The following is a 20,749-nucleotide window of genomic DNA, read 5'->3' as shown; positions in this document are numbered from 1 at the left end:
CGGGGGGGGGGGGGGGGGGGGGGGCACCCCCGGGGCCCGGGGGGGGGGGGGGCGGGGCCCGGGGGGGGCCGGGGGGGGGGGGGGGGGGGGGGGGGGGGGGGCCCCCCCCACACCGGGTGGTCAGCCGGCCCAGACGTCCTCGACGTAGGTGCCGGACTCGATCAGGGCGTTCAGCCAGGCGCCCGCCTCGTCATCACCGCTGCCCGTGCGGTCGCGGTAGATCTCCATGAACGCCTCCCGCACGGCGGGGGCCATGCGGCGGCCGTCGCCGCAGATGTAGACGCGTCCGCCGGCCTCCAGGACCGCCCACACCTCGTCGCTCTCCTGGGCGATGCGGTCCTGGACGAAGCGGGCCCCGTCCTCGGGGGCGCAGGAGAAGGTGGGCCGCATGCTGACGGCTCCGGCGGCCTCGGCCGCCTCGAACTCCGCGCGGTGCAGGTAGTCGACGTCGGGGTGGTCGCAGCCGAAGTAGCACAGCATGGTGCCGGTCGAGCGGGTGTGGTGACGGTCGAGGACCGCGCCGCGGAAGGGCGCCAGTCCGGTGCCCGCGCTGACCAGGATCACCGGCACCGCCTCGTCCTCGGGCAGACGGAACGCGTCACTGCAGGGCAGCACCCGGGCCTGGACGGTGTCGCCCGGGTGCACGGTCTGGAGGTAGTGCGAGCCGATGCCGCGGAAGGTGCCCTCACCGCGGCGGTGGGGCGCGGCGAGCAGCGAGACCATCAGGTCGACCTCGCCGGGAGAGGCTGCGGCGGAGGAGGAGATCGAGTAGTGGCGCGGGCGCAGCACGGGCAGCAGCTCCAGGAAGACCTCGAAGGGCAGCTCGCAGGCGCGGTAGCGCTCCAGCAGGTCCAGGAGGCTGTGTCCGGAGGCGGTGACCTGCGCGTGGAAGGTGTCCGCGTCGGCCGCGGCGAGTTCGGCCAGGGGGCGCTTCTCGGGCGGGCAGGCGGTGTGCTCGGCGAGCACGGCGACCTGCTCCTGGGTGGCGGGGTCCTGCAGTTCGACGAAGTCGGTGAGCAGGCGGCGCAGGCTCAGCGGCCGGTCGACGGGCAGGGCGCTCCGGCTGCGGCGGCGGGCACGCAGTCGCACGGTGCGGTCCAGGTCGAGGCCGAAGCGGTGGGCCACCCGCTGGACGAGGTTGTGCGGGTTGCTAGGGAGGACGGCGATGTGGTCTCCGGTGCGGTAGGTGACGCCCTCGGGCAGCCGCAGCTTGAGGAAGCGCTTGGAGCGGCCCAGTTCATGCTCCATGTCGACCAGTTCGTAGGCGTCGAGGACCTCCATCGGCTGCACGCCGTGGCGTGCCGCGAGCCCGCCGATGACCGAGTCGGTGGTGTCCTGAAGCTCGTACAGGCCCGTCTCCTGGTCGGTGGCCGGCTCGGTCTGCTGTATGTCTGCGGCGGTCCCGTACTGCTCCAGCAGGGCGGTCCACAACTCGCCGGTCCAGCGGTCGACGGTGCCGGCGAAGTCGCCGGCGGCGTCCGCGGCGCCGCGCTCCAGCAGTGAGGTGGCGCCCGCGGCGGTGAGCCGCTCGTCGATGAGGGTGGGGACGCGCTGGTAGGTGGCGGCCCAGTTGCGGTCGCCGACACCGAGTACGGCGTACTGCAGGCCGTCGAGCGCACCGGGCTCCAGCCCCTCCAGCCAGGCGACGAACTCCGTGGCGTCGTCGGTGGGGCGGCCGTTGTAGGAAGCCGCCACGATCACCACCGGCCCGCCACCCGCGGAAAGCTTGCCCACGGTGTCGTTGAGGGACGCAACAGACGGGGTGAACCCGCGCTCGTCGCCGTCCTCGGCCAGGTCGCTGGCGATGCCCGCGCAGGTGCCCAGGTTGGAGCCGTGCAGCAGGGTCAGCGCGGTTCCGGTGGCCCGCCGGACGGCGGGCCGGTCCTGACCGGCGGGGGCGTTGCCCGCGGCGAGGGCCGCGGCGACGGGCAGGCGCCGTTCCCCGCTGGTGCGCCGGGCCAGGTTCAGGGTGAACTCGTCGGGTTTGATGGTGAGGGACTGCTTGATCTTCAGCTGGTAGTTGGTGTGGTCGATCAGGCGGTAGCGGTGGATGACCAGCGCGAGGACCAGGGTGGCCTCGTGCAGCGCGAACTGGCGTCCGATGCAGGCGCGTTCGCCGTTGCCGAAGGGCTTGAACAGGTGGACGGGCCGCTGCTCCTCCCGCTCGGGCAGGAACCGGTCGGGGTCGAACAGCTCGACGTTCTCGCCCCAGGCGGGGTCGCGGTGCAGCTGCGGGATGAGGATCTGGATCGACTCGCCCTTGCGCACGGCGTATTTCCCGCCGATGACCGTGTCCTCGATCGGCTCCACCGCGAAGGCGGGCGCCGTCGGCCACAGCCGCAGGCCCTCGTTGAGCACCTGGCGGATGTACGTCAGCTTGCCGATGTCGCCGTAGTCGGGCTCGGGGGTGTCCGTGTCGCCCCACAGGGCGTCGACCTCGGCCTGGGCGCGGGCCAGGACCTCGGGGTGCTTGGTCAGGTAGTAGAGGGCGAAGGACAGGGCCCCGCTGGTGGTCTCATGGCCGGCGATGAGGAACGTGATCGCCTGGTAGCGGATGTTGACGTCGTCCAGGGGCTCGCCCGTCACCGCGTCACGGGTGTGCAGCATCCGCCCGAGCAGGTCGTCGGTGCTGGTGTCGCCGGACGCCCGGCGCTGCCGGATCACATCGTCGACCAGGCCCTCCATCAAGGCCACGTCCTCGCGGAACTGCTCCGCCTCCTTCCACTTGAACAACTCCGCGCCGGGAATGGACTCCCCCTTGTCCTGGGCGAAGCCGAGCGCCCGCGACAGGGCGGTGATGAAGGGGTGCGGCTCGTCGCGGTTGAAGGACTCGAAGTCGTAGCCGAAGCCGCACAGGCCGATCGTGTCGAGGGTCAGCCGGGTCATGTCGTCGGCGACGTTCACAGCCTCCGCGCCGGCGGCCTGGTCCCACTTCCCGATGAGCTCGCGGGCGACCTGGAGCATCGTCGCGTGGTAGCCGCGCATCGCGCCGAGCGAGAACGCCGGCATCAGGACGTCGTGCGCCTTGCGCCAGTTGGGCTCGTCGTTGAAGGCGGTGAAGAGCCCGTCGCCACCGATCCCCCGGAGGATCACCAGGTCGGGGTGGACGTTCTTGCGGAACCGGCTCTCGTCCGCCAGCTCGGTGACCAGGTCGAGGCCCGAGGCGAAGTTGATCTCGTTGCCGAAGACACGGAGCTTGAACAGCGGCCCCAGCTCCTTGGCCTCCTTCATCACATAGAGCAGGCCGTCGGCGCCGCTGGGGATGTCGAACGCGTGGCCGACCAGGGGCAGGGCGGGACGCTGGGGAATCGGTTCGGTTCCGCGCAGGGTCTCGTGAGTCATGAGCTTGCCTTTCGTTCCGCACAGGCTGTCGCTGGGCAGAACCATACACACGACATTGTCGTCCGACAATGTCGCTCGATTGTGGCACCTGACACAGTCGACTGAGGGAACGTTCGGAGGACTGCCCTCCCGCAACCCCGGTATCGGGGAGGCGCGGACACAGGTGGTCGCCTCGCTGGATGCCGACGTCCGGCGGCTCGCCGGTGACGCTCCGGCTCGCCGGGAAGGGGAAGCGTTCACGCAAGCGAGTCGACCAACTCAATCAAAGGACATTGTCGGATGACAATGTCGGCTGTATGTTGGCTTCATGCCGCCGCGTCCTGCGGGCACAAAGGCAGACCCGTGATCACCAAGGCCTGCCTTCCCCAGTGCGTTACCGGGGTCATGGCGACCTCGCGGCCCTGCCCACCGACATCCAAGAAATCGAGGTCACACCATGCCCACCATGCTCGCCGGACGTCTCCACCTGGACACTCAGACGTTTGCAGTGGAGGAGGTGGCCGTCCCCGTTCCCGGCCCTGGAGAGGTGCTGGTCGAAGTCAGGGCCGCCGGAGTCTGTTTGTCCGACGTCCACTTGATCGACGGCAGCCTCAGCTCGTCCTTCCCTGTCGACGAGGTGGTCCGCTCGCGTGCGGTCACCCTCGGGCACGAGGTCGCGGGCGTTGTCCACACCCTCGGCCCGGACCTGATGGGGGATTGGGCCCCCGGCATGCGTGTCGCTCTGCAAGCTGGGCAGGCGTGCGGCCAGTGCGACGACTGCATGCGGCGCTCGTCGTGTCGGATGCCGCTGACCCGCGGAGTCGACTACGACGGCGGCTGGGCCGAGTACGCGATCGCCCGCGAGGACACGCTCGCCCCGATCCCCGACCACTTGCCGTTCGACCAGGCCGCGATCATCCCCGACGCGGTCTCCACCCCCTACGCCGCGATTGTCGAGACGGGTGCGGTCCGCCCGGCGCAGGCCGTCGGCATCTGGGGTGCGGGCGGCCTGGGCGCGCACGGCATCCGGCTCGCCCGCCTGGCCGGGGCGACCCCCGTCATCGCCATCGACCCGCTGCCGAAGGCCCGCGAGCGCGCCCTCGCCTTCGGCGCCGACTTCGCGCTCGACCCTGCCGCGGCGGACTTCGCCGCTGCTGTGGACCTCGCCACTGGTGGCCGTGGCCTGGACGCCGCCTTCGACTTCGCCGGCGTCCCCGTGGTCCGTGAGCAGGCCGCGGCCGTCCTGGGCCCCGGCGGGGTGCTGGTACTGGCTGGACTCACCCCCAAGCCCCTCACCGTCACCGACAGCACAGAGTTCTGCTTCCGCGGCAACCAGATCCGTGGCCACTACGGCTCCGGACCTGAACACGTGACCCAGCTCATCGGCCTGGCTTCCACCGGCCGGCTCGACCTGGCCCCCTCCATCACCGCCCACATCCCGCTGGCCGAAGCCGCCGACGCCGTCAGCCGGCTGGAGAAGAAGATCGGCGACCCGATCCGGTTCGTGCTCACCCCTTGAGCGTCTGCCCTACGTGCTGAGCGGGGGCCCGGACGATCGGAGCACAGGGTCGGTGGTGCCCAGAGCTCCACGTACCCGGTGCTCACCGCCGTCCGATGGCTGCACGGATGAGCCGCAGGAGAGGAATGAGCCTGTGCCCGTTCCCTCCCCAGCGAGTGCCCGGATGGTGTCAGGCGGGTCGGCGACGGCGGACCAAGCCGCGCGCCGACGTCTCCTCAAGGTCCGGATTCGGCGCGCGTCTCAGCCCTTGTTGCCCCGGGGCCGCGGCTGAGCGGCTCGTGGCCCCGGACCGCGCCGGGACCGTTGGGGCGGGACCGGCGCACAGGAGCCCGGCGGTGGCCTGGTCCAGGTCATGTGCCGCCGCCGGGCACTCCTTTGCGACTCGCCGCACAGGCCGGATTCCCCTCCCGGCGCCCCCCGGTCCGGCCGGGGTGTTCGGCTCCGGGACTCTGCCGATACTCCCTCGACTGGGCGGGCCGCCACCGGCTCGCAGCCGGGTCTGCATACGGCGCCGCGGAGAAACCGGGGTGGAGGCCGCTCCGGATCCTGCGGAGCTTGGTGGGAAATCCTTCGAACCACCTTCAGGAGACCCAAAGAAAGGAAGCCTCGGCAAAGCCGTCCGCCGTCGGGTCGAGCGCGAGATCGGCACCGAAGGCGAGGGCCCGCTCCCGAGCCGTGGGCAGGGGTCGACCGCGATGACCGGGGCTGCGCCGACCATACGGGCGAGCCGGATGCCGTGGGCACCGAGGCCGCCCGCACCTCAGATCCCGACCGCCTGTGCCGGGCGTACCGCACCCGTGTCCACGATGGCGGCGTAGGGGGTGGAGACCGCGTCGGGGATGATGGCGGCCTGGCCGAAGGAGAGGCCGTCCGGCAGGGCGATCAGGGTGTCCTCACACGCCACGGCGCACTCGGCCCAGCCGTCGTCACAGTCCACACCGCGCCTCAGCGGCTGCCGACACGAGGCGCCACGCAGACAGCCGCCACACCCGCCGCACGCCTGCCCTGCCTGCAGCACCACCCGAGTACCGGGCTTCCATCCCCCGGCCACCTCCGGTCCCACGGCGTGGATGACGTCGGCGACCTCATGGCCGAGCGTGACGGTGCACGTCTTCGCGACGGCGTCGACGGGGAACGCGGGACTGATGCTGCCGTCGACCAGGTGGACGTCGGACAGGCATACGCCCGCGGCCCGCACCCCGACCAGCACCTCCCCCGGGCCGGGGGTGGGCACGGGGACCTCTTCGACGTGCTGTCGGAGCCGAGGAACGGTCGGCGCCGTCGCACGCGAGGCTCGGCGGCGCGTACCGCCGCCTCCTCGACGGCGGGGGAGCGAGCCCGTGGGGCCCGTCAGCGAGACATCGCCACCGTATCGGGTCACCTGACGACCGAATCATAGTTGGTCGATCGTCCAAGACGCCGGTTAGCATGGAGTGAGCATCTCACTCTTGATGAAACGGTGGACCGAATGTCTCGCATGGCAGCGAAGGATCGACGGGAAGAACTCATCGCCGCGGCGTTCCGTGTCATGGTCCGCGACGGAGTCGTCAAGACCACGACACGCGCTGTCGTCAACGAGGCGAAGATGCCGCTGGGCGTTTTTCACTACTGCTTCAACTCACGTGAGGAGCTCCTGCAGGAGGTCATCACCCGCATCACGGACAGCGGCGTGGCCAAGGCCCGGAAAGTGTTCGAGGGAGAGGGCGACCTCGGCGCACGCATCGCCAGGAGCCTCTACACCTTCTGGGAGGGGGTCGAGCTCAGCCCGGGAGAGCATCAGGTGGGGTACGAACTCACTCACTACGCGTTGCGCCAGGAGGGCTTTGAGGATCTGGCTCGCCGGCAGTACGCGCATTACCTGGAAGTCCACGAGCAGCTCCTGGCTGAAGCCGCCGAGAGCGCGGGCATCACGTGGACGGTGCCCCTTCCCGTTCTGGCCCGCTACCTCAACGCGGTGCTGGACGGCGTCACGCTGTGCTGGCTGGCCGACCGCAACAGCGAGAACACCCGCGAGGTGCTCCGTCTGACCGGCGAGCACCTCACGAGCCTCGCCGCCAAGGACGCGTGAGGTGAGGCGCGGGTGAGCGCACGCTCATAGACACTGGCCGCCCCTCCTCGTCGGATGGCGGCCCCACCAGGAAGTCGGGTGGGTGCGGCGGCCTTGAGGCCCTCCCCCGCCCGAGGGCAGGAGATTCCGGTCCGTACTGCTACGCGGTACCACCTCGGGTTCCTGTTTCACGGACCGCTGCCGACCGGTGAGGATCGGTCTTACACGGCCTCCGCAGGCCTGACATCCCGCCCGTCCGGCGGCAGATCCGACAACTACGTCGTCGGACAAGGCGATCCTGCCATGAATCTGCGGCCCTCCGGGCCGCCAGGGGCAGGATGCCCTACACCTCCACCCGACGTGGCTTCCTGGGGTCAGCGCGTCATGTCAGTCGAACAGGTCGGGCTGGTCTGCGGTGATCTGGTCCCACAGGGGGCGGAACTGGAACCAGCCCGGCAGGGGGCCGGAGATCTGGTCGCGCACCATCCGCGCCGTCTCGAGGTCGATGAGCTTCGGCTCACCCGCGGCCATGGCCAGCAGCTGCGCCTGGCAGGAGCGTTCCATGGTGATGAAGTACCAGGCCGCCTCAGCGACGGAGGCCCCGACCGTCAGCAGCCCGTGGTTCTGCAGAACGACGGCCTTGCCCTCCCCCAGCGCCACACCGATCCGCCGGCCTTCCTCGGTGTCGTTCACCACGCCGCGGTAGTCGGAGTAGATGCCGTGGTCCTCGTAGAAGGCGCAGGCGTCCTGGGTGATCGGCTCGAGCGGGACGCCGAGGCTGGAGAAGGCCTTGCCGTGCAGGGAGTGGGTGTGTGCGGCCGCGACCACGTCCGGCCGGGCCCGGTGCACCTCGGAGTGGATACAGAACGCGGCGTTGTTGACCGGGCGCTTGCCCTGAAGGAGCTTGCCGTCATGGTCGACGAGGATCAGGTCGCGGACGCGGATCTGGCTGAACGACATCCCGAAGGGGTTGACCCAGAAGGCCGAGGGGTTCTCCGGGTCGCGGGCCGTGATGTGTCCGGCCACGCCCTCGGAGAAACCGAAGCGGGCGAACAGGCGGAAGGCGGCCGCGAGTTCCTGCTTGCGGACCTGACGCTCCTCCTCGACGCTCAGGTTCTGCGGGGGCAGCGGCAGGGTGACGCCCTCGGGCATGGCGCCGACGGACATGTGCGGGGCGGCGGCTGTCGTGGTCATCGGGATCTGGCCTTTCGTGATCGGGTGGGCGATGGCGCGGTTACTTGCCCCGGCGGCGCAGGCGGTTGCCGTACATGAGGTCCACCAGGCGCAGGATGGACCGGTAGGCCGAGGGGTCGAACGGGAGCATGTGAAGGTCGCGGCGGGTCGGGAAGCGGTTCACGCTGACGGCCTGGAGCCTGGTGTACTTGCGGATTCCTTCGGCGCCGTGCCGTACGCCGAGGCCCGATTCCTTCCAGCCGCCCATGGGCAGGCCGAAGGCCATGTAGTTGGTCTGGGCGTCGTTGATGGTGACGCAGCCTGCCTCGAGACGCTCCGCGAGGTGCCGGGCGCGCTTCATGTTCGAGCTGATGACGGAGGCCTGCAGGCCGTAGGTGCTGTCGTTGACGAGCCGGACGGCCTCCTCGGCGTTTGCGACCTTCATCACGGGCAGGGTGGGTCCGAAGGTCTCCTCACGCATGCATGTCATGGTGTGGTCGACATCGACGAGCAGCGTGGGTCCGAAGAACCGGCCCGGGCCGGGGGCGGCGTGGCCGCCCACGAGGACGCGCGCTCCTCGGCTCACGGCATCCTTGACGTGGTCCTCGACGATCGACATCTGGGGCGGGAAGGTCATGGCGCCCACATCGGTGCTGCCCAGCCCTGCCGGCCTGCCGGAGGTGACCTCCTCGAACCGCCGGCGCAGCCTGGCGACGAACGCGTCGTACACCGGCTCCTCGACGTAGACGCGCTCCACCGAGGTGCACATCTGCCCCCCGTTGCACAGAGCACCGTGCAGGGTGACGTTCACCGCCCGCTCCAGCGAGGCATCGGCCAGCACGATCAGAGCGTCCTTGCCGCCGAGTTCGAGTGAGCACGGGACGAGCCGCTCGCCCGCCCGCGCGGCGACGGCCCGGCCGGTCTTCGTGGATCCGGTGAACATCACGAAGTCGGCGGCGTCGACCAGGGCCTGGCCGGTGGCGCCGGCGCCGGTCACGACCTGGAAGACGTCCCTCGGCCAGCCGCACTCACGGGTCATCTTCTCCATGAGCAGCGCGGTCAGCGGCGTGTACTGCGAAGGTTTGAGGACGACCGCGTTGCCGGCGGCCAGGGCCGGAATGGCGTCACCGAAGGAGTTGATCAACGGGTTGTTCCAGGGGCCGATGACTCCGACCACACCGAGGGGGACCCGCCGGGTGTACATGCTGCGGCCGAGTACGAACGGCGAGAGCGAGCGGATCTTCGTGTCGGCGAGGTAGTGCCGTGCGCGCTTGGCCCAGTGGGCGAAGGCGCTGACGCAGTAGACGATCTCGACGATCGCGTCCTCTTCGGTCTTGCCGTTCTCCGCGACGATGGAGTCGGTGATCTCCTGCCGGTGAGTCAGCAGCCACCGACGGCCGCGCGTAAAGAATTCCGCACGGCTTCGGGCGCTCAGTTCAGCCCAGCCCGGCTGTGCCCGCCGGGCTCGTGCGACCGCTTGCGCCACCTCCTGCGCCGACGCGTCTGCGACGTGGCCGACCACTGCTGCGGTGGCCGGGTTGTCCACTGCGATGTGTGCGTCCGCCCGGGCGCCGTCGGGCGTGAGCGATCGAGTCTGAGCCACGGAAAAACTCCTGCCGGAACGTTGACTTCGGTTTGCCCAGAATGAGACGGTCACCCGTGCAAGTCAAGCGTCTTGTACGGATGACCAACTCGGTTTGCGGCAGCGACACCACGCCCAGGGCCCGTCACCAAGGAGCGGCTGGAATGAAACGGACGGCATCGGTCGCGTTGAGCGGTTTCGGCGTTCCCGAGTCACTGCGCTGGCATCAGGGAGCTCTGTGGTTCTCCGACCTCGCACACGGCACGGTGCACCGCTGGGACGGTACGGGAGAGGCCGAGACGGTCCTCAAGGTTCCCGGCCGGGCCGGCGGGCTCGGCTGGCTTCCGGACGGGCGCATGCTCGTCGCCTCCATGGACGGAGGCGTGGTGTACCGGCTGGAAGCAGACGGCGAGCTTGCCGAGCACGCGGATCTGCGGCACCTTGTCGGCGGCCCGGTCAACGACATGCTCGTCGACCCGCACGGACGTGCGTACGTGGGCAATTTCGGCTTTGACTACCATGCGTTCGCCCGCGAGCACGCCAACGCCATGCTCTACGCGCCGCCCGGCCCGACGAAGGCACCGATCGCGTGCCTGGCCGCGGACGGGACCCTGCTCGGGGTGACGGAGCCGGTGCTCTTCCCCAATGGATGCGTCCTGACGGCCGACGCCGCCACCATGGTGGTGGCCGAAACCCTGGCCATGCGGCTGACCGCCTTCCCCGTGCTGCCCGACGGCACGCTCGGACAGCCGCGCCCCTGGGCCCCGCTGATCTCGCCGTTCCTGTGGCGCGCGGTGAACCATCCGGGGTTTCTCGGCCGGATCACCCGCAGGATCTCGGCGCTGCTGGACCACCCGGCCATCGCCAAGCGCTCCGCCTCACCGATCGCGCCCGACGGCATCGCCTGGCACGGCGACGGCGAGACGATGTGGATCGCGAACGCGCTGCGCGGCGAATGCGTGCGTGTGGCCGAGGGCGGCCGCGTCCTCGACCGCGTGGCGACGAGCCAGAACACCCTGAGCTGCCTGGTCGCAGGTCACGACGGGCGCACCCTGTTCGCCGCGACGGTGCCGACCGACGATCCCGTCCGTGCCGCGAAGCTGAACGGTGGTCGCATCGAGATGCTCCGGCTGTGAATCCCCGAGGGGCGAACGAGGACCATCTCGTATCGGACAGTTGACTTGGACACTCGACCAGGAGACTCTGTTGGCCATGAGAGAAGCGTCTGAAAACAGCCGGGTCCTTCTCGTCACCGGCGCGGCCTCCGGCATCGGGGCCGCGATCGCGCAGTCGGCGGTCGCACGCGGTCACCGCGTGATGCTGTCCGATGTCAACGAGCAGGCCGTACAGGCCAGGGCGCTCAGTCTGGGCGGCCGGGCCGCCGGCTGTGTCCTGGACATCCGGGATCCGGCGGCGTGGGTCAGGGCGTTCGAAGCGACGCAGGCCGCGTTCGGAGCCGTCGACGTGCTGGTCAACAACGCCGGCATCACCCACACCGGCCACGCACGTGACCTCGGCCCCGGGCAGCACCGCGACATCCTGGAGGTCAACCTGCTCGGCGCCGTCACCGGCACCTGCACGGCGATCGAGCGGATGACCGCGCAGGGCCGCGGCCACATCATCACCGTCTGCAGCATGACGTCGTTCCTCCCGCTCCCCGGATACGCGACGTACTGCGGCTCGAAACACGGGCTGCGGGCCTTTCACCACAGCGTGGCCCTGGAGGAACGCGACGGGCCACTGGACTTCACGATCATTCATCCTCCGTCCACGCGCACGGACATGCTGGAGCAGGAACTGGCCGACCCCGCCTGCGCCATCTCCTTCGCCGAGAAGTCCTACGCGCCCGAGGAGATCGCCAAGACCGTCGTCGACGCGATCGTCTCCAAGCCGGTCGAGGTGGTGTTCCCTCCCCTGGGCGGCCGCATCCAGCGGATCGCCGGCGTCTTCCCCCGCCTGATGCGGTGGGTGATCCCGCTCGCCGAGGCCAAGGGACGAAAGCAGCGGGAGCGGATCATCGCCCCCACGGGCCGCCACCGCTCCGCTACGGCGCGGCCTTCGGACCGCTCCACCGTCTGACGCGGTTCCGGCCGCCGCTTGCCGGGCCGGTCCACCGAACTACCGAGAAAGGGTGCGGATGTGAGCGCACATGTGGCGTCCTGGCCGGACATGAAATCGGCCGCCTCCGCCATGGCCGGCTTCAGCGAGGCCCGGATGGCCCAACTGGAGCAGGCCACCCAGCACGTGGATCCGCCGTTCGCCGTGGTGGACCTCGATGCCTTCGACGCCAACGCCGGCGATCTGGTGCACCGCACGGGCGGTCGCGCCACGATCCGCCTGGCCAGCAAGTCGGTCCGCAGCCGCGACCTGATCCAGCGCGTTCTGAAGCGCCAGGGCTACCGGGGCATTCTCGCCTTCACCCTGCCCGAAGCCCTGTGGCTGGCCGAGGACCACGAGGACGTGGTCATCGGCTACCCGACCGCGGACCGCACCGCGTTGCAGCAGCTGGCCAAGGACGAGCGGGCGGCCTCACGTATCACCCTCATGATCGACTCCGTCGCCCAGCTGGACTTCATCGACGAGGCCGTCGGCGTGGCCCGCCCCCGTCTGCGGCTGTGCATCGATCTGGACGCCTCCCTGGAACTGGCCGGCGGACGCATCCACCTGGGCCCGTACCGCTCCCCCGTGCACACCCCGCAGCAGGCGTCCGCGCTCGCCCGGGCGATCCAGAGCCGTCAGGGATTCCACCTGGCCGGGATCATGTCCTACGAAGGACAGATCGCCGGCATGGGGGACAACCAGCCCGGATCCCCTCTCAAGCGCGCCGCGCTGCGCGCCATGCAGCGTCTGTCGGCACGTGAACTGGCCGACCGGCGCGCCGCCGCGATCGCCGCGGTCGAGACCGTCACCCCGCTGGAGTTCGTCAACGGCGGCGGCACCGGCTCCGTGGAGCAGACCTCGGCCGAACACGTCATCACCGAGATCGGCGCCGGTTCGGGCCTGTACGGACCGGGGTTGTTCGACTTCTACCGGCGCTTTTGTCCCCGGCCCGCCGCCTACTTCGTCATGCCGGTCGTACGCCGTCCCACGGACAGGATCGCCACCGTACTCGGGGGCGGCTGGGTCGCCTCCGGCCCGCCCGGCCGCGACCGTCTGCCCACCCTCAGCTGGCCCCGGGGCCTGCGGATGAACCCGCTGGAAGGAGCGGGGGAGGTGCAGACACCGGTGCTCGGCCCGGCAGCACACGGACTGCGCCTCGGCGACCACGTGTGGTTCCGGCACGCCAAAGCCGGCGAACTGTGCGAGCGGGTGAACACCCTCCACCTGGTCTCCGGCAGCGACATCGTCGGCCAGGCCCCCACCTACCGGGGTGAAGGACACGCCTTCCTCTGACCCGTCTCCCCCATCCGCGGCCCACCTTCCCCCGGAGGCCCGATGCTCCCCGACGTCAACTCCCCCGCTCCTGCCCTGGCAAGCCCCCTCGGCCCGGCCACCGCCCAGGGACCGGCCGAACCCGTCTCGCGCCGCTGGGCCAGTCTGTACGGCCTGGTGTGGTTCGGCTTCTGGATGGCAAACCTCGTCCCCCTCCAACTGCTGCTCCCCCAGCAGCTGGAAGCGATCGATCCGGCCTCGAAGGTCTACGACTTCGCCGTCGTCAACGGTGTCTCCGGGCTGGTCGCACTCCTCGCCCTGCCCCTGTGCGGCGCCCTGTGCGACCGTTCCCGCAGCCGCTTCGGCCGGCGCAGACTCTGGCTCACGGCAGGCGCTGTCGCCTTCGCCGCCGGGCTGATCGTCACCGGCGCTCAGACCACCGTGGCCGGCGTGGTCGTGGCGTGGGCGGCCAGCATGATCGGTCTCAGCGCAGCCACCGCCGGGCTCACCGCCATCATCGCCGACCGTGTTCCCGAGGACCAGCGCGGCATGATCTCCAGCGCCATCTACGGTCCCCAGGCCCTCGGCGTGGTCGTCGGCATCGCCCTCGTGTCGGCTTTCGGACTCTCCCCCATGTCCGGCTTCGCCGTCATCGCGGTCCTGCTGATCGTCTCTCTGGTGCCGTTCCTGGCCGCCCATCGCGACATCGCCTTCACCGTCGAGGCGCCGCTCAGCCTCGCGGAACTGCTCGCGTCGATGGGCAGCTCGCTCAGGAACCGGGAATTCGCCTGGGCCTTCAGCGGACGGCTCCTGGTCAATCTGGCGAACTCGCTGGGCACGTGTTACACGCTCTACTTCCTCAGCGACGGCCTCAACGTCCCCGATCCGGCCGGCAGCCTGCTGGTCTGCACCGTTGTCTATCTCCTGGCCGGCCTTCTGGCCACCGCCGCCGCCGGTGTGCTGTCCGACCGCCTCGGCCGACGACGCATCTTCGTCGCCCTGGCGGCGCTGCTCCAGGCTGCTTCCGGCTTCCTGCTGGCGAGCGCCCCCAACCTCACCGTCATGATGGTGGCATCCGCTCTCATGGGCGGCGGCTTCGGTGCGTACATGGCCGTCGACCAGGCCCTGATCACACAAGTGCTCCCCGACGCCGAGAGCCGGGCCAAGGACCTCGGCATCATGAACATCGGCTCGGTCCTTCCCCCGGCGATCGCCCCGTTGATCGCCGGAGCGATCATCAGTTCGCAGCACGGCTACCCGCTCCTCTTCGCGCTCGTAGGCGCGGCCGCCGCCGTCGGAGCGGTCCTCGTCTACCGCATCCGTTCCGTCCGCTAGATGCGCAAATGGCACCACCGCCCAGCTCACCGAGGGGAGAAGAGGAACATGGCAACGACCCGCTACGGCGCGCACGCGGGCAAGGACCGCGCGAAGGGGAGTGTGTGGCGGAACTGGGCCGGGAACGTCACCGCCCGCCCGGTGAGGGACGTCGCACCCGCCTCGGTCGATGAGCTCTGCGCCGTCGTGCGCGAGGCCGCCGAGGACGGCCTGCCGGTGAAGCCCGTCGGCAGCGGCCACTCGTTCACCGCCGCTGCCGCGACCGAGGGCGTGCTGATACGGCCCGACCGCCTGAGGGGCATTCGCGCCATCGACCGGGAGGCCAAAACCGTGACCGTGGAAGCGGGCACACCGCTCAGGGACCTGAACGCCGCCCTGGCCCGGGAAGGCCTGTCACTCACCAACATGGGCGACATCATGGAGCAGACCGTCGCCGGCGCGACCAGTACGGGCACCCATGGCACGGGCCGCAGCTCGGCCGCGATCGCGGCCCAGATACGCGGCCTTGAACTGGTGACCGCGGACGGCTCGTTGCTCACGTGCTCCGAGAAGGAGAACCCGGACGTGTTCGCCGCTGCACGCATCGGGCTGGGCGCGCTCGGGGTCGTCAGTGCCCTCACGTTCGCCGTGGAACCGCTGTTCCTTCTCACCGCGCACGACGAACCGATGACGTTCGACAGGGTCACCGCGACCTTCGACGAACTCCACGCGGCCAACGAGCACTTCGAGTTCTACTGGTTCCCGCACACCGGAAACTGCAACACCCTGCGCAACAACCGCAGCACAGGTCCGCTCGCCCCGATGGGCCGGTTCAGAGGCTGGTTCGAGGACGAGTTTCTCTCCAACGGTGTTTTCCAGGCAGCCAACTCGCTGGGGCGGGCCGTGCCCGCCGCCGTCCCGGCCATAGCGAGGGTGTCGAGCCGGGCTCTTTCCGCCCGCACCTACACGGACATCCCGTACAAGGTCTTCACCTCCCCCCGCCGGGTGAAGATGATCGAGATGGAGTACGCCCTCCCGCGCGAGGCACTGATCGACGCCCTGCGCGAGGTGAAGGCCATGGTCGACCGTTCGGATCTGCGGATCAGCTTTCCCGTCGAAGTGCGTACGGCACCCGCGGACGACATCACCCTCTCCACAGCGTCGGGCCGTGAGAGCGGATACATCGCCGTCCACACCTACCGGGGCATGCCCTTTGGTGAGTACTTCGCCGCGGCGGAGCGCATCTTCACCGCGCACGGCGGACGCCCGCACTGGGGCAAGCTGCACACACGTGACGCCGACTACTTCGCGGCGGCGTATCCACGCTTCGGTGAATTCACCGCACTGCGCGACCGCCTCGATCCGGATCGGCGCTTCACCAACGCATACCTGCGACGAGTCCTGGGCGACTGACCCGGCCCTGTCCACAGCTCATCACAGAAAGGCGGGAGTCAAACCCATGTCCTCCACACAGCTGACTTCGGTGGCAGATCTTCCCGCCATCGAGGACTTCATCACGTTCGACAATTTCTCACGCGACTTCGTGGAAGCGGCACAGGAGTTGCGGGGCCGAGAAGGAACCGACTTTCTCCGCGGCCCGATGAACAGCCTCGTCGTGCTCCGCAACAAAGACGCCAGAACGCTTGCCGCGAATCCGGCGCTGGGCAACGTGCCCGCGGACATCGTCCTGTGGATGGCCACCGAAGCGGACCTCGGCTCCGGGCCCGTGACCAAACCGGATCCCGAACAGACCGAAGGGTACGGCAGGTTCCTGCGGAACCAGGTGTTCACCACCAACCCTCCGCTGCATCAGCCGTACCGCAATCTCCTGGTCCGGCCACTGATGCCCCGCAACATCCTCCGTTTCGCCCCCTCCGCCGCACGCCTCGCACAGGAACTTGTCGAGGAGTGCGCCGGGCGCGACCGGACCGACTTCTCCCGGGAGTTCGCCGGGCGGTTCGTCACCCGCTTCTGGGCCGAGCAACTCGGGCTGAGCAGCAACCAGGCGGCGCACGTCCAGCACCTCATGGAGGAGATGAGCCTGACGTTCCTGCTCACCCGCACGCCCGAGCAGTCGCAGCGCCTGTTCTCCGCTGCGGCGACGTACATGGACGTGGTCGGAGAAGCCGTTCAAAAGGCCTGGTCGGACGGAGGCAACGCGCTTCTCGACGACATGGCGGCCGAACTCGCCACGATCGACATGGAGGGCAAGCCGCAGGACATCGGCTCGTTGGTGGCCTCGAACTTCTTCGACGGCTTCCACACGATCGGTGTGGCGATCGAGAACGTGGTCTTCCGCATGCTGAGCGACGAAACGGCCCTGGAACAGGTCCGTGCCGACCCGGCGCTGGTCACCAGTGCCTTCTACGAGGGCACACGTCTGGAGTCCCCGCTGATGCTCAGCCAGCGACTGACGCTGCAGGACGTCGAGTACAACGGCGTCTTCGTCCCCGCCGGCACACCGGTCGTCATGATGTGGGCCGCGGCCAATCGCGATCCCGAGGTCTTCGACGACCCCGACAGCTACCGGCTGACCCGGCCAATCCAGCACGGCGCGACCTTCGGCGGCGGTGCCCATCTGTGCCCAGGCAGGAACGTGGCCCGGATGCTCACCGAGATCGCCGTGACCGCGCTGACCGCGCCCGGTGTCGATATCGCACTGGTCGGAGACGATCACGCATGGGCGGCCCACTCCCTGATGCGGCAGCTGACGGCGTTGCCGGTCACCATCCGACGGGTACACCGGTGAAGACCGTCGTCATCGTCGGTGCGGGACAGGCCGGCTCGGAACTGGCCGTGGCACTGCGGCAGAACGGTTTCAGCGACCGGATCCTGCTCGTCGGGGCCGAACCCCACCTGCCCTACCAGCGCCCGCCCCTGTCCAAAGCGTTCCTGCGCGGCAAAGTCGAGCAGGTGGCCCTGCGGACTCGCGCCCTGGACGCCTACACCAACGCCGGCATCGAGATCGAACTGGACACTGCCGCGGTCGGGATCGACCGCCGGACACGATCCGTCGCCCTGGCCGACGGCCGCACGCTGCGCTACGACAAGCTGGCCCTCACCACCGGTGGCAGTCCGCGTCCTCTCCCATTCGGCCCCGGCCACATCGCAGGCAGGACTCTGCACACCCTCGACGACGCGATCGCGCTGCGGCAGGAACTCCGCTCCGGCGGCACCCTGCTGATCGTCGGCGGCGGATTCATCGGCCTGGAGACGGCGGCCGCCGCGACCGCCATGGGGATCGCGGTGACACTCGTAGAGGCCCAGCCGCGAGTCCTGGCCCGGACGTGCCCACCGGCCGTCTCCGCCTTCGTCGAACGCGAGCACCGCCATCACGGTGTCGATCTGCGCACAGGCGTGTGTGTCCGCAGCGTCGCCCGGCGCGACGCAGCCCTCCTTGCGGAGCTCAGCGATGACACCGTGGTCAGAGCCAACCTGATCCTGACCGGCGTGGGGATCGCTGCGAACGACACCCTGGCCGCCACCGCGCAACTGGCCGTCGACGACGGTGTCCTGGTCGACGCCGTGGCCCGGACCGAGGACCCCGACATCGTCGCCGCGGGCGACTGCACACGACAGTGGCACGGTTTCCTCGGCCGCAGCGTACGCCTCGAATCCGTTCAGAACGCTACCGACCAGGCCAGAACCGCGGCCCGCACCTTGTGCGGAAAGCCGACCGAGCGCTTCACGGCGCCCTGGTTCTGGTCCGATCAGTACGACCACAAGATCCAGACGGCCGGCCTGCCGCAGACCGGCGACACAGAAGTCGTCCGCGGCGACCCGTCATCGAACTCCTTCAGCGTGGTGTATCTGCGCAACGGCATCATCACCGGCCTGCACGCGGTCAACCGGCCGCGCGATTTCACGGCCGCCCGGCAACTCGTCACGGCGCGGGCCGCCATGACCGGGGACGAAGCCGCCTTGGAAGACCTCCCGCTGTCCGAACTGATGAAGCGACACCAACCCACCGCAGAAAGGCGTGCCTGACGTGCCAGTGATCAGATTCATCGAGGCCGACGGAACACCGCACCCCGTGGAGGCCGCCGTCGGCCAGAGCCTCAAGCAAGCGGCACTCGACCATCTCGTGCCCGGCATCATCGGCGACTGCGGCGGCTGCGCTTCCTGCGGAACCTGTCACGCCTACATCGACGACAAGCACCTACCGCTCCTTGCTCCGGCTGACGAAAACGAGGAGATGATCCTCGAGGGCGTACCGGCGTCACGCACCTCCAACAGCCGCCTCACCTGCCAAATCCCTGTGACAGCCGACATGGCCGGGATGGAAGTGCACATTCCTGACACCCAGTTCTAAGTGGGCGGGCCATGTCTCTGGTGCCAGGGTGGCTCGGCCGGCTCGATGCCGGGCTCACCGAGCTGAGTAAGCGGCTCGGCGAGCGGCACGCCGACGTCGACCAGGAGAGTCGAGAGTCACAGGGCGAGCAAAAAAAGACGATACGGCCCCCGAAGAGTCCGGCGCGTACAAGCCCTCATCCCCCGCAGGCACGGACGAACCCGCCCCCATTCCTGTCCCCAACCAGGGGACAGGAGCGGGTTCAGCGGTTCGCCCCTGCAAGAATCCGCGAACGCGCGCGCTTCTTCATGCGGCCCGGCGCAGGGGTGTCTTGCGAGCCGTGGGCAGCCGCAGAAGGTCTTGCAGGGGCGTGCCGTGTTCGGCCCACCGGCGCAGCCGGTCCCGGTCGACCCAGTGCACCTGGTGGCGCTCGCCCCATGCTTGGGCGTCCCGGGTGAAGGAGCCGTTGGTGACCACGACTGCGGTGTCGGCTCCGTGCGCGGGACCTGCGGTGCCTTTGACCTGGTACATCACTGACGAGCCGACTTTGCCGGCGACGGTGGTGTGCTTGGCCTGCAGGACGATTCTGCCGCGTTGGCGGTCCTCACCGATGACGTCTGCGGCCTGGTCTCCTTGTCGGCCGACCTGTCGTGCGTTCCATCCGTCCCTAAGGAGCAGGTCACGCAGGGCGAACTCGAAGGCCCGGTCGTCCATGGCGTCGAGCTGTGCGAGCGTGATCCGCAGCCGGGCCAGCGTCTGGGCCCGCACTTTCTGGGCCCGTGCCTCGCGCATGAATTTCCAGGCTGCGTACCCCAGGGCGAGAGCCGCAAGGAGGGCGAGCAACGGCCAGATGCGGACGGCTGCCTGCCATGTGGCTGTGGCGATCTTGGCCAGCAGCCAGAGTGCGGCGCAGGCGACGGCCGCGGCGGCGGCCTGTTCCCTGCCGCCGCGGGGTGGGCGCAGCCGGGGCGAGCGGCGGGGCATCAGTGGCCCACGCTCGCTGACACTGATGGTGTAGGGGTTTGCGGTGTTGTCGGGGAGGCTTCTCCGAAGCCGATGAGCTGGCTCCACAGCCACACCACCGCGATCAGCCCTGCGATCGACCAGCCGCTCAGCTTCTTCGCGCTGGGGCGGGGTTTGCGCCGGTAATGACTGCGCACCTTGTAGTAACCCTCGGGCGGCTTCGCCACTGCTTCCTCCTCCGTGTCGTCAGGCCGCCAACTGCGGTCTGATCTCTGGGAATTGGTGTAGCAGCGGGCACTGACAAATCCGCCGGTTTGATCAGTGGAGGCCTTGGCAGTGCCTCGAAAACGCGCCGTGATGCGGTCATGGGTCCGGCGGTGTTCGAACATGCGGGACAGCGGTCCTCGGGTCTGCGGAAATTCCTGTCATGCGGACTGGACTGGCGTGTTCTGGTGCGGCTGGGGTGGCCGATGCAGGTGCTCATGGATCGCAGTGCTCTGTTTCCGTCACTTCGATCACATGCAGAAATGGCATGAAGCAGTACGTGTTCGATGCGCTCCGTCTGAGAGGCAGGTCAGGTGCCGATGGGCGGCTTTCGACGCGGGGGCGCTGTGGGGCTGCCTTTCTCGGCGGGGCCGAGAGGGGTACGGGCAGCCCCGGCGGTTGTGGCTACGCCTCGGGCCGACGGCGGGTTGAAGACCGGTGCGTGTGCGCGGCCTGGGGCTTGCGTTTCGTCGGCGAGGGCGGGTCCGGGGGTCCGTCATGGGGTCATTCGGCCGCTTCGGGCAGGTGTGTGAGGGTGGAGCCGTCGATGTTCTTGGAGATGTGCAGGCGCTGGGTGATGCGGCGACGCAGTTCGGGAACGTGCGCGCGGGCATCCCCTGTCCGTGATGATGCCTGTGCCAGAAAGCCCGGCCTTTCTCGCTGAACGAGGACGTCGCGCGCTCCAGAGCGAATCGTGCCGCCAGGCCGAAAGACCGCCCCGCCCCAGCCGGTCGGGGCCCAGGGAGTGCGAGAGGGCCCGGATCTCGTGGATCCGGGCCCTCTTCGGCAGTAGCGGGGACAGGATTTGAACCTGCGACCTCTGGGTTATGAGCCCAGCGAGCTACCGAGCTGCTCCACCCCGCGTCGGTATCCCCCACCGTACGCCATCCCAGCAGGCGCCGA

General features: G+C 69.4%; 15 protein-coding genes, 1 tRNA gene and 1 pseudogene. 10 read left to right on the top strand and 7 right to left on the bottom strand.

Translation table 11 applies throughout. The annotated features are described in order from the left end of the window. Nucleotides 1-120: 120 nt before the first annotated feature. On the bottom strand, nt 121-3,342 hold the full coding sequence (locus tag ACFZDA_RS17630) for a cytochrome P450 (RefSeq protein WP_391081664.1): 3,222 nt from the start codon (nt 3,340-3,342) through the stop codon (nt 121-123). A 436-nt stretch (nt 3,343-3,778) separates the two neighbouring features. On the opposite strand from ACFZDA_RS17630, the gene ACFZDA_RS17625 reads away from it, so the two are divergent. After that, nucleotides 3,779-4,840: a zinc-binding dehydrogenase gene (locus ACFZDA_RS17625; RefSeq protein WP_355397104.1), complete on the top strand. Its 1,062-nt coding sequence runs from the start codon at nt 3,779-3,781 to the stop codon at nt 4,838-4,840. A 605-nt stretch (nt 4,841-5,445) separates the two neighbouring features. On the opposite strand, the pseudogene ACFZDA_RS17620 reads toward ACFZDA_RS17625, so the two are convergent. After that, a pseudogene (locus ACFZDA_RS17620) lies at nt 5,446-6,074 on the bottom strand (alcohol dehydrogenase catalytic domain-containing protein); the annotation flags it as partial. Between the two features lie 243 nt (nt 6,075-6,317). On the opposite strand from ACFZDA_RS17620, the gene ACFZDA_RS17615 reads away from it, so the two are divergent. After that, nucleotides 6,318-6,908, top strand: coding sequence for a TetR family transcriptional regulator (locus ACFZDA_RS17615; RefSeq protein ID WP_391081661.1), 591 nt, complete (start codon nt 6,318-6,320; stop codon nt 6,906-6,908). Nucleotides 6,909-7,274: 366 nt separating this feature from the next. Here ACFZDA_RS17615 and ACFZDA_RS17610 read toward each other — a convergent pair whose 3' ends face one another. Both ACFZDA_RS17610 and ACFZDA_RS17605 read right to left on the bottom strand, forming a co-directional pair. Beyond that, on the bottom strand, nt 7,275-8,081 hold the full coding sequence (locus ACFZDA_RS17610; protein ID WP_391081658.1) for a class II aldolase/adducin family protein: 807 nt from the start codon (nt 8,079-8,081) through the stop codon (nt 7,275-7,277). A 40-nt stretch (nt 8,082-8,121) separates the two neighbouring features. Then, a complete protein-coding gene (locus tag ACFZDA_RS17605) occupies nt 8,122-9,663 on the bottom strand; it encodes an aldehyde dehydrogenase family protein (RefSeq protein ID WP_391081655.1) in 1,542 nt (513 codons plus the stop codon). Between the two features lie 143 nt (nt 9,664-9,806). On the opposite strand from ACFZDA_RS17605, the gene ACFZDA_RS17600 reads away from it, so the two are divergent. The 8 genes from ACFZDA_RS17600 to ACFZDA_RS17565 all read left to right on the top strand — a co-directional run bounded on the left by ACFZDA_RS17600 (nt 9,807) and on the right by ACFZDA_RS17565 (nt 18,640). Continuing rightward, entirely contained in the window at nt 9,807-10,778 is a 972-nt protein-coding gene (locus ACFZDA_RS17600; RefSeq protein ID WP_391081652.1) for an SMP-30/gluconolactonase/LRE family protein, read from the top strand. Nucleotides 10,779-10,854: 76 nt separating this feature from the next. Next, nucleotides 10,855-11,721: an SDR family NAD(P)-dependent oxidoreductase gene (locus ACFZDA_RS17595; RefSeq protein ID WP_391081649.1), complete on the top strand. Its 867-nt coding sequence runs from the start codon at nt 10,855-10,857 to the stop codon at nt 11,719-11,721. Nucleotides 11,722-11,832: 111 nt separating this feature from the next. Beyond that, nucleotides 11,833-13,035 carry an alanine racemase gene (locus tag ACFZDA_RS17590; RefSeq protein ID WP_391081746.1) on the top strand — a complete coding sequence of 401 codons (1,203 nt, stop codon included), beginning with the start codon at nt 11,833-11,835 and terminating at the stop codon, nt 13,033-13,035. Nucleotides 13,036-13,077: 42 nt separating this feature from the next. Then, the gene (locus tag ACFZDA_RS17585) at nt 13,078-14,349 is read left to right on the top strand and encodes an MFS transporter (protein ID WP_391081646.1); all 1,272 of its coding nucleotides are present in this window, start codon (nt 13,078-13,080) and stop codon (nt 14,347-14,349) included. A gap of 48 nt (nt 14,350-14,397) precedes the next feature. Further along, on the top strand, nt 14,398-15,741 hold the full coding sequence (locus ACFZDA_RS17580) for a D-arabinono-1,4-lactone oxidase (protein WP_391081643.1): 1,344 nt from the start codon (nt 14,398-14,400) through the stop codon (nt 15,739-15,741). Between the two features lie 46 nt (nt 15,742-15,787). Continuing rightward, the gene (locus ACFZDA_RS17575) at nt 15,788-17,077 is read left to right on the top strand and encodes a cytochrome P450 (protein WP_391081640.1); all 1,290 of its coding nucleotides are present in this window, start codon (nt 15,788-15,790) and stop codon (nt 17,075-17,077) included. Then, on the top strand, nt 17,074-18,315 hold the full coding sequence (locus ACFZDA_RS17570; protein ID WP_391081637.1) for an FAD-dependent oxidoreductase: 1,242 nt from the start codon (nt 17,074-17,076) through the stop codon (nt 18,313-18,315). Before ACFZDA_RS17575 ends, ACFZDA_RS17570 begins: the two co-directional genes overlap by 4 nt. A gap of 1 nt (nt 18,316) precedes the next feature. Then, nucleotides 18,317-18,640 carry a 2Fe-2S iron-sulfur cluster-binding protein gene (locus ACFZDA_RS17565; RefSeq protein WP_318807473.1) on the top strand — a complete coding sequence of 108 codons (324 nt, stop codon included), beginning with the start codon at nt 18,317-18,319 and terminating at the stop codon, nt 18,638-18,640. Nucleotides 18,641-18,925: 285 nt separating this feature from the next. Here the strand turns inward: ACFZDA_RS17565 and ACFZDA_RS17560 are convergent, their stop codons facing one another. From ACFZDA_RS17560 to ACFZDA_RS17550, 3 genes are all read right to left on the bottom strand, one after another. Next, complete coding sequence (locus ACFZDA_RS17560) at nt 18,926-19,603, bottom strand: restriction endonuclease (RefSeq protein ID WP_391081633.1); 678 nt, start codon at nt 19,601-19,603, stop codon at nt 18,926-18,928. Further along, nucleotides 19,603-19,971, bottom strand: coding sequence for a hypothetical protein (locus ACFZDA_RS17555; RefSeq protein WP_391081631.1), 369 nt, complete (start codon nt 19,969-19,971; stop codon nt 19,603-19,605). The genes ACFZDA_RS17560 and ACFZDA_RS17555 overlap by 1 nt, the downstream gene beginning before the upstream one ends. A gap of 665 nt (nt 19,972-20,636) precedes the next feature. After that, nucleotides 20,637-20,710 (bottom strand) — tRNA-Met (locus ACFZDA_RS17550). Between the last annotated feature and the right edge of the window lie 39 nt (nt 20,711-20,749).

Origin of the sequence: Streptomyces sp. NPDC007991, from assembly GCF_042958445.1 — a bacterium.
Lineage (GTDB): Bacteria > Actinomycetota > Actinomycetes > Streptomycetales > Streptomycetaceae > Streptomyces.
This window is presented reverse-complemented; position numbering and strand designations above follow the sequence as displayed.

Coding starts and splice junctions, on each gene's coding strand:
- ACFZDA_RS17630 (WP_391081664.1), bottom strand. CDS start 3,342: ATGACTCACGAGACCCTGCGCGGAACCGAACCGATTCCCCAGCGTCCC.
- ACFZDA_RS17625 (WP_355397104.1), top strand. CDS start 3,779: ATGCCCACCATGCTCGCCGGACGTCTCCACCTGGACACTCAGACGTTT.
- ACFZDA_RS17615 (WP_391081661.1), top strand. CDS start 6,318: ATGGCAGCGAAGGATCGACGGGAAGAACTCATCGCCGCGGCGTTCCGT.
- ACFZDA_RS17610 (WP_391081658.1), bottom strand. CDS start 8,081: ATGACCACGACAGCCGCCGCCCCGCACATGTCCGTCGGCGCCATGCCC.
- ACFZDA_RS17600 (WP_391081652.1), top strand. CDS start 9,807: ATGAAACGGACGGCATCGGTCGCGTTGAGCGGTTTCGGCGTTCCCGAG.
- ACFZDA_RS17595 (WP_391081649.1), top strand. CDS start 10,855: ATGAGAGAAGCGTCTGAAAACAGCCGGGTCCTTCTCGTCACCGGCGCG.
- ACFZDA_RS17590 (WP_391081746.1), top strand. CDS start 11,833: ATGGCCGGCTTCAGCGAGGCCCGGATGGCCCAACTGGAGCAGGCCACC.
- ACFZDA_RS17585 (WP_391081646.1), top strand. CDS start 13,078: ATGCTCCCCGACGTCAACTCCCCCGCTCCTGCCCTGGCAAGCCCCCTC.
- ACFZDA_RS17580 (WP_391081643.1), top strand. CDS start 14,398: ATGGCAACGACCCGCTACGGCGCGCACGCGGGCAAGGACCGCGCGAAG.
- ACFZDA_RS17575 (WP_391081640.1), top strand. CDS start 15,788: ATGTCCTCCACACAGCTGACTTCGGTGGCAGATCTTCCCGCCATCGAG.
- ACFZDA_RS17560 (WP_391081633.1), bottom strand. CDS start 19,603: ATGCCCCGCCGCTCGCCCCGGCTGCGCCCACCCCGCGGCGGCAGGGAA.
- ACFZDA_RS17555 (WP_391081631.1), bottom strand. CDS start 19,971: ATGTTCGAACACCGCCGGACCCATGACCGCATCACGGCGCGTTTTCGA.